The following is an 8,373-nucleotide window of genomic DNA, read 5'->3' on the forward strand; positions in this document are numbered from 1 at the left end:
TATCGTCACGATTTTCGATTGCTGTCACTCGGGCGACAACACCCGCAACGCGGCGTTGGTCGGCGCGAGCTACGACGGCGTGCGCGAGCGACGCGTCACGGACAAGGCGGGAAGGGCGTTCCCGCAGCGGTTGTGGAGCGAGTTTTTGTTTAGTGATACAATCAAGGAAGGGGACATAAAGAACAAGAAACCCGCCGAATTCCTGCCGCAGGGAACGCACGTACAAATGGCCGCCTGTGAGTCCAACCAGGTGGCTTTGGAAATTGCCCGCGAGGGCGTCTTTACCCAAACTCTACTCAAAACTCTGACCGACTGCGGTAGCAATATCAGCTACAATGGCCTGCGAAGCCGCATTCGGCAGTACATGCGGGCGGGCTTCGAGCAAACACCCCGAATTTATATGCCCCTCCATGCCGAAAGGCTTTTGCGCCGGGGCTTTCTAAACCGAACCATAGAACCACACAGGATGGTTTGCGAGGCCACGCGCAGCAAGCAGCAAGGCTGGCAACTGAACGTCGGGGCTATTCATGGCGTGAACACCGATTCGCGGATCACATTGTTCGATCCCATGGATTTGGACAAAACGCATACCGCCCAGGTGCGCAAAGCGGGTATTTTTGTGGATTACACCCTACTCGATGTGGCCGGACTGGATACCAAAGCCACTTACAAAGCCGAGATATCTGACTTAATGAAGCAGGAATTGGTTTTGGAACTGGAAAACCACGATGGCGACCCTAAAGAAATAGGTGCCCTCACCAAAGAATTGGCCGCGAACGCTAGTGGGTGCTTTTCGCTTGGCGGAGAGAAAGGCGCGGCCGAATCCGAAAATGACAGCGGCAAGGCCCAACGCGCCGACTACACGTTCCACGTCCGCAGCGGGGAAGTTTATCTAACGCAGCCCGACGATCCTTACCGTCCGCTGGTTCGCCCCATCCTTTATCTGGAAGACGAAAACCACGCCTCGACCCTCGGAACGCTGCAACACGTGTCGCGCTGGCATTTTATCAAGAACCTCCGAAACGAGGAAAAGCCTGATAACTTCCCGGCCCAGCCGCTAAAAATCGAACTTAGTCGCATCCTGGCGGATGGTACTTCCGTACCCGCCGCCTTGATCAACGGTTCGGCGGAATTGAACTACGAAAAATCCGGGTCGAGTTGGAAGGGTACTTTGCAAATTAAAATCACCAATACTACCCCGCAAGACCTGTATGTAGCAGCGGCCTACCTCAGCAAGGAATTCCAGTGCTTCCTCGACTTCCTGCCCCAGCGCGTCCAATTACTGGAAGCCGGAAAGTCCGTGTTCCTCGGCCCGAAAGGGAAAGACCGCATCGCACTCAAACTTGGAGACGTGGAGCGGGAATATAATTGGCCGCAAACGGTGGAAGCCCTTAAATTCATCATAAGTACCGAGGAGTTCAGCGCCGAATCCCTGACGCAGGACGCCCTGCCTGGCCCGCTGACTACCGCCGATCGTGACAAGATCGGGAGCGGCAAGACCAGAGGATTGGACACTGAAGAGGATGCACCACTCGAATTTTCGGGCTGGCTCACGCAGACGCTGAGTCTTGTATTCAAGAATCCGGTTTATAACGAAATCCCCGCCGACACGCTGCAAGCCCTGCTCGAATGGGACGAAACGGCCTACTTCGCCGCCGGGCTGTACTGCGAAGTCGAGCCGGACGAAACGGGCCAGCCGACGATTTGGAAATTAAAGAAAGGGCTGGTCGTACCCGAAGAGGATAAGGGGCTGTTCGACGATATGAAACTATGGCTGGGCAACCAGATCGAAACGGCGCAGCGGCGCAAGCGCTACCGCAATCTGAAAAAAGACCCCAATCGTCTGCGCCTGGTGGCCGAGGGCGATTCGTGGTTTCAGTACCCGATTATTTTGCAGGACACGCTCGACCAACTCTACAAAGTTTACGCCATCCGCAGCTTTGCCGAAGCGGGCGACACGCTGGAAAATTATTTAAAGACAAAAGACAAGCAGTACCTGAACGCCATCGGCGAGGAGGACGCCAAGTTTTTCCTCGTCAGCGGCGGCGGCAACGACGTATTGGGCGACCAATTCCAGCATTTCCTGCGGGAAGTACCCGATGCTGACGACTACACGCCCCGAAAGTACCTCAACCAGAAAATGTTCGAGCAACTGGACAAACTGGACGCGCTGTACATTCAAATGTTCGACGAACTCCTGGCTCGCTATCCTGACCTGCACATTCTGTTGCATTGCTACGACTACCTCATTCCGGTGGATACGAACATTCCCGGCAACAAAAAGAAGAGCAGTTGGACCGGAAAGCACATGGTCGGGAAGGGTATCGCGCCGCAAAAAGAGCGGGAGACGCTCATCCGATACATCGTGGATGAATTTGCCGGAAGACTAACCGCACTCACGCAAAAAGCTGAATATCAAGACCGCGTAACTTTCGTGGATACGCGCGGACTGGTACCACGCACGCTGTGGTTCGACGAAATCCACCCCAATAACGCGGGCTACCAGATCGTAGCCGACAAGTTTATCGGCGAAATCGAGCGCATTAAGGCTCAAAAAAAAAGTCCATTAATGACTGGTTAATGAGTTCGGGGACGCTTTCGCGCGAAGAATTGACGGATTTGCTGCGCTATAATCAACCGACGGAAGCGGGTAAAATCGTGCTTGGAAAGTACTTTTTTGAGGTACAGGAAATTGAGGAGGTACTTAAAGAAGAAGACCCGGTAGTTTTTGAGATAGCTGATGATACGGTGGCCGGAAGCGGGGCAAAACGCCGGAAACTGACTTTCTGGCCCGTGCGGGCCAAAGCGCAGATGGTCGGGGCAGAGGAATCCGAAGAATCAGCCCCGCCGATGGATGCCGAACCATCTCGCCGAGCAATAAAAATAGATCTCGAAGCCGTAGAGTTTGAGCAGGAAGCACCCTCCGTTTTCCGGGCAGGCCAACTGGACTACGACATCCCGGACGTGATGCAGCAAAACCAGCCCGTCACCTGCGTCATCCGCATTGGCGGTGCGGAAGTGGCTTTGGCAGAAATAAAAATCAGCGCCGAAAGTACCCACGCCACCATCAAGATTACCGACGAGATGAGCGTCAAGCTGGTGGACGTATCCGGCGGCTCGAATTTCAACACCGTCCCGATTACCACTGAGCGGCAGGCTATTTCGGAGGGCGATTTTACTGAATGGAAAATCAGCGTAACGCCTTTGAAAGCGGGTACTTTTTCAATCTTCCTGCGCGTGTCGGCCCATTTTAATGGGAAGACGGACGACATGGAAGTACTCGAAAAATCCATTCGCGTGAACGGCGATCCGAATATTTCGATAGAGGAAGTTGCCAAAGCGATCAAGAAAAAGATCATTTTCATGGCGGCTGATTCCAAGTCGGGGCTATTGCTGGGGCGCGAGTCGAACAAAATTCGGGAAGAGCTATTGATGTCGTCGCTGCGCGACGAGTTTTTGTACACAACCCTCTTCGAAGTGACGGGCTTCGACTTTTCGCGAACCCTCTTGCGCGAAAAGCCGACCATCGTTCACTTCTCAGGCCACGGGTCGTCCGAGGGGATTTTCCTGGTCAATGAGCGGGAAGGGCCGCAATTAGCCCCCACGAAGGCTCTCAAAAAGTTGTTTGGCGTGATGGGAAAAGTCTTGAAAATAGAATGCGTCGTTCTGAATGCCTGTTTTTCCAAAATTCAGGCGGATGAAGTAGTCAAGAGCATTCCGGTGGTCATCGGCACCCAAGCCAAAATCGGTGACGATGACGCCACCAACTTCTCCGTGGGCTTCTATCAGGGCCTAGGCGGAGGGTTAGCTTACGAAGACGCCTACGAATTGGGCCGCGTGCAGGTTAGTTTCAACACCGATGACGACGAGGCCGAGGACATTTTGACTTTGTTGAGAAAGAAACTTTAAGCGCCATCACCATGAAATACAACCCCGTCGTCCTGTCTTATTTCTCCCAAAGCGGAGATTCCGACCAGCAGTACCTGCAATTTCTGGAAAATGAATACAAATCCATCGGCAAAGCCTGGGAGCAGTACCAGATTCAGCAGGGTTCCGAACGGTACTTTGAGGTCGAATTCCCGCCACGCGGCAGCGCGGATGGCGAAGAGGTGGCCGAGGATATCCGCAACTACAAGCACCGCATCCTCATCTTTCATTTTAGCGGCCACGCCGACAGCGAGCGGCTGCTTTTCAAGGACGGGTCGAGCCACGCCAGTGGGCTGGCCGGACTTTTGGGTGAGGCCCAGAATCTCAAACTGGTGTTTCTGAACGGTTGCGCTACCTACGACCAGGTGAAGCTACTTTTCGACAATAATATTAAGATCGTAATTGCGACGAAGGGAAAAGTAAGCGACGGCATCGCGCAGCAATTCGCCGAAACGTTTTACAAAGCCCTTTCCGATACCGACTACACGATCAGAACCGCCTTTGAACACGCGCTCAATGAGCTGAAACGAAAGTACCCCAATTTCGATTCCGTTCCGGCAAAGCCGATCGTTTGGCGGGGGCTGGTCACCGAAGCCGAAGAAGACCGCGACCGCTGGCAGCTTTACGTCAAGGACAAGTACCAGCAGGAAATCGACAAACGGGAATGGTGGAAAATCCGGCTGGCTAGCCCCACGCGCAAAGACCTGCTGCGAGGTAGTTCGTTCTGGGATCAGGCCATGAATTTCCTTATCCTACTGCTCTGCCTGCTGGGTATCACGATCATGGTTTACGCCGTGTTTTTCATGCAGGATCATATGCTGGCTTTCGTTGGGCTGGCGGCGGCGTTTCTGGCGTACTTTGGTTTCAAGAACAAGCAACGCTACAAAACCGTGGAAATGAATTCGACACTGGCCGACGAAGAAGTGATGCGCCGAATGAAGCTTTTTGCCTGAAAACTACCCTAAACCATGAACGACCCCAACCACTCCGAAGAAGTGAGGCAGCAACTACTCCGCGAAATTGCTTCCATGAAAAAGCAGAGCGTGTTTTCCCTGATTTTCGCGATTATCTGCGTGATTGTTATGGTGTTTTTGTTTTTCAAATTGCGGCAAACCAACCGGAAACTAACCAACGCCAAGGAGAAGCTGGCTCATCAGAACCTTCTATTACAAGACCAGAAGGTCGCCCTCACTAACATCAAAAATGAGCTGGACGCCTGGCGGATGTCGTTGCTGGAAGTGGACTCGATTCCTGCCGATGTCGAGCCGGAGCCAATCATGATGCCGGAAGAAATGGCCCTGTCTGCTGAACCCGAGCCGGTAATCCAACGGCCTACCATCCCGGCCCGAACCAGAAAGTATGAGGCGAGAAGATCCCAAACCAGTGATAACGCTCCAATGATGCCAGGTCGGGTAGCCGCATCTCGCCCGGAAGCAATTCAGGCGGCTCCCGAACCGATGGTCGTTCACCAGCAGGTACAACATTATGATTTAAAAAAGCAGAAAGCCGTTTCCAAAGCACCACTTTTTGGCTATATCATCTACATCCAGGATGCGAAGAAGCGAGCGGTATCGGCCGAGTTGCAGAAACTTTTAAAGGAGAAGGGAGCGATCGTCCCCGCGATTCAGTCCCGAAACCTGCCCGCCCGCTTTGGTACTTCCATCAAGTACTTTCATAAACAAGACGAAAGAAACGCTCAGGGCGTCAGGAAACTCTTGCTGGATGTATTAAGAAAAAACAATATTCAAGTATTAGAAAAAGATATTCCTATTCGCTATGTTTCTGGTACCAAAGTGTCACTCGGGCAGTTGGAGGTCTGGATCGGCAATTGAAATCTGGGCTCTCCGATGATGGGTGTGGCAAAACCTTTCGATTCAGTGCGTTGTGAGCCAGATTTCTCCAATCAAAGCAAAAAACATACGGGATAGCCACGGCTTTTCCGTAACTTTGCGGCCTGAAATTTCGTTAGGGGTAAAAAACGATACTGACAAGCTGATTTAAATGGATCAATACATAGAAATCTTAATCATGGCCGGGCAGCTCATTTTGGGGTTGTCCATCTTGGTGGGGCTGCACGAATTGGGCCACTTGCTGACGGCCAAGATGTTCGGGATGCGGGTCGAGAAGTACTTTATCGGCTTCCCGCCCAAAATCTGGAGCATTCAGCGCGGCGAAACTGAATACGGCATCGGTGCGATTCCTCTGGGCGGATTCGTAAAAATCTCCGGCATGATCGACGAATCGCTCGATACTAAGGCCATGGATCAGGAGCCCGAACCCTGGGAGTTCCGGGCCAAGCCCGCTTGGCAGCGGCTCATCGTGATGTTGGGCGGCATCATCGTCAATGTCGTAGTAGGCATTATTATCTTCATTGCCCTGGCTTACCAAAACGGGGACTCTTATCTTTCTAAAGAAGAAGTCAACCGCTACGGCATCGTAGCCGGGCCGCTGGCTAAGGAAATCGGCCTGCGCACGGGCGATAAGATTGTGGCTTACAACGGCCAGGATTTCACCAACTTCGATATGGCAGTTGGTTCTGAAGTACTCTTGGGCAACAATAGCTACTACACCGTGGAACGCAACGGTCAGCGGATCGACGTAGATGTTCCCAATGGGCTGATTGAAAAACTATCGGAACCCGAGCAGCGGGGTACTTTTATTCGTCCCATCGAGCCGTTTACCATCGGCGAAATCGTGCCGACCACACCCGCCGATAAAGCAGGTTTGCAGGCCGGCGACCGCATCGTGGCCGTAAATGGACAACCGACCCAGTACTTTCACGAGTTTCAGGACGCTCTGGAAGCGTTGAAGGGCAAAACCGCCACCCTGGGAATTCAGCGCGACGGAGGTAATCTGACCATTCCCGTAGAAGTTACAGAGGAAGGCACGATTGGCTTTCAGGCTAAAAGTGGCCTAAATTTTACCGTCGTAAAATATTCATTTCCCGAGGCGGTAGTTGCGGGTACCAACGAAGCCTTCGGGGTAGTCTACAACAATATCAAGGGTTTTGGCAAGATATTCCGGGGTGAAGTGTCCGCTTCCAAGGCGCTCAATGGCCCTATCGGCATCGCTCGCATGTTTGGCGGCGTGTGGGATTGGGGGCGCTTCTGGTTCCTGACGGGCCTGCTGTCAATGATCCTGGCTTTTATGAATGCCCTGCCCATTCCGGCTTTGGACGGTGGCCACTCCGTGATTTTGCTTTATGAGATGATCTCGGGCCGTAAACCCTCGGATGCTTTCCTGGAAAACGCTCAAAAAGTGGGTATGGTGCTACTGTTGGGCATCATGGCGTTCGCTATCTTTAACGACGTCTGGAAAGCAGTTTTTTAGATTGTTGAGCAATTGACAGTGGACTGTGACAGATTTGTCGGTTAATTTTTTGTAGCCACTCCCCATTAATGTAAGTGCTAAACTTTGGCCTTTAGGAAACCGCATGTTGTTCATAGGCCGGTGATCCGGTATCCACTAGTCATTTCTCAATTATTTTTGATGGTGCTGTTGGTTTCGGCTCGTCCCAAACATGAGTATCATATTAGTGTGACGAAATTGAACTTTAACCCGTCTCAAAGGTCATTGGAAATTAGTATTCGAGCTTTCACCGACGACCTGGAAAAGGGGCTTTCGCTGGCTAACGAGAACCGGCGGATTATGCTGCGCAACGGTGACGACAACAATCCGCTCGTGGAAAAATATATTCGGAAGCACTTTGCCATCGCCGACCCTGCACGAAAACTGCGGACGGTGCAGTACATTGGCAAAGAAGAAGAAGCCGACGCCACCTGGCTATATCTGGAAGTACCCTTCTCGGGCAATCCCGAAGGTTGGGTAATGAAAAACGAACTGCTTATGGAAGCTTTCGATGACCAGGTGAATATGGTTAACGCCAAGTGGGGCGACGACCGCAAGACGTATTTATTCAAAAAAGGAAAAAGCGTGCAAGCTTTATAAATTTTGAATGAGAGATTGAGTGAATGTTGCTTACGCCCACTTACGTAATAATTCACTCAATCTCTCATTCTCTCATTGTCATTGCCCTCACATGAATTTTGAAAACTCAGACCTTTATAGTCAATTGCTGGTAAACGATTCTGATCTCGATAGCCTGGAAATTGTACCCATTGGTGGTCCCGATGGTCCCGATGAACCTCTTGATTTGCCTGATGAACTACCCATCATGCCCATTCGGCACACCGTGTTGTTTCCGGGTATGGTCATTCCCGTGACGGTGGTGCGGCAAAAGGCCATTCGGCTGGTGAAGAAGATCTACCGCAATTCCGACATCAATCAGCGCATCATGGGGGCCGTCACGCAGGCCAAACCTCAGAAAGAGGATCCTGGCGCGGAAGATCTATACAAGATTGGTACCGTGGCTCATATTCTGAAAATGATCACGCTGCCGGACGGCAACGTTACGATCATTGTGCAAGGCCGCCAGCGGTTCCAGAT

General features: G+C 52.0%; 7 protein-coding genes. All 7 read left to right on the plus strand.

What is annotated here, in order from left to right:
• Positions 1–2,581, plus strand: a 2,581-nt coding sequence (locus ACEW8P_RS03575; RefSeq protein WP_373511737.1) for an SGNH/GDSL hydrolase family protein, incomplete at its 5' end; no start/stop codon positions are given.
• The gene (locus ACEW8P_RS03580; RefSeq protein ID WP_373511738.1) at positions 2,581–3,909 is read left to right on the plus strand and encodes a hypothetical protein; all 1,329 of its coding nucleotides are present in this window, start codon (positions 2,581–2,583) and stop codon (positions 3,907–3,909) included. The genes ACEW8P_RS03575 and ACEW8P_RS03580, both read left to right, overlap by 1 nt.
• Positions 3,910–3,920: 11 nt before the next feature.
• Positions 3,921–4,880, plus strand: a complete 960-nt coding sequence (locus ACEW8P_RS03585; protein WP_373511739.1) for a hypothetical protein — start codon at positions 3,921–3,923, stop codon at positions 4,878–4,880.
• Between the two features lie 15 nt (positions 4,881–4,895).
• A complete protein-coding gene (locus ACEW8P_RS03590) occupies positions 4,896–5,759 on the plus strand; it encodes a hypothetical protein (protein ID WP_373511740.1) in 864 nt (287 codons plus the stop codon).
• A 181-nt stretch (positions 5,760–5,940) separates the two neighbouring features.
• Positions 5,941–7,257, plus strand: a complete 1,317-nt coding sequence (rseP, locus tag ACEW8P_RS03595) for an RIP metalloprotease RseP (protein ID WP_373511743.1) — start codon at positions 5,941–5,943, stop codon at positions 7,255–7,257.
• Positions 7,258–7,416: 159 nt separating this feature from the next.
• Positions 7,417–7,875 carry a DUF6702 family protein gene (locus ACEW8P_RS03600; RefSeq protein ID WP_373511741.1) on the plus strand — a complete coding sequence of 153 codons (459 nt, stop codon included), beginning with the start codon at positions 7,417–7,419 and terminating at the stop codon, positions 7,873–7,875.
• A 91-nt stretch (positions 7,876–7,966) separates the two neighbouring features.
• Positions 7,967–8,373: LON peptidase substrate-binding domain-containing protein (locus ACEW8P_RS03605; protein ID WP_373511742.1), on the plus strand; the 407-nt coding region annotated here is incomplete at its 3' end.

The organism is Persicitalea sp. (genome assembly GCF_041751555.1).
Lineage (GTDB): Bacteria > Bacteroidota > Bacteroidia > Cytophagales > Spirosomataceae > Persicitalea.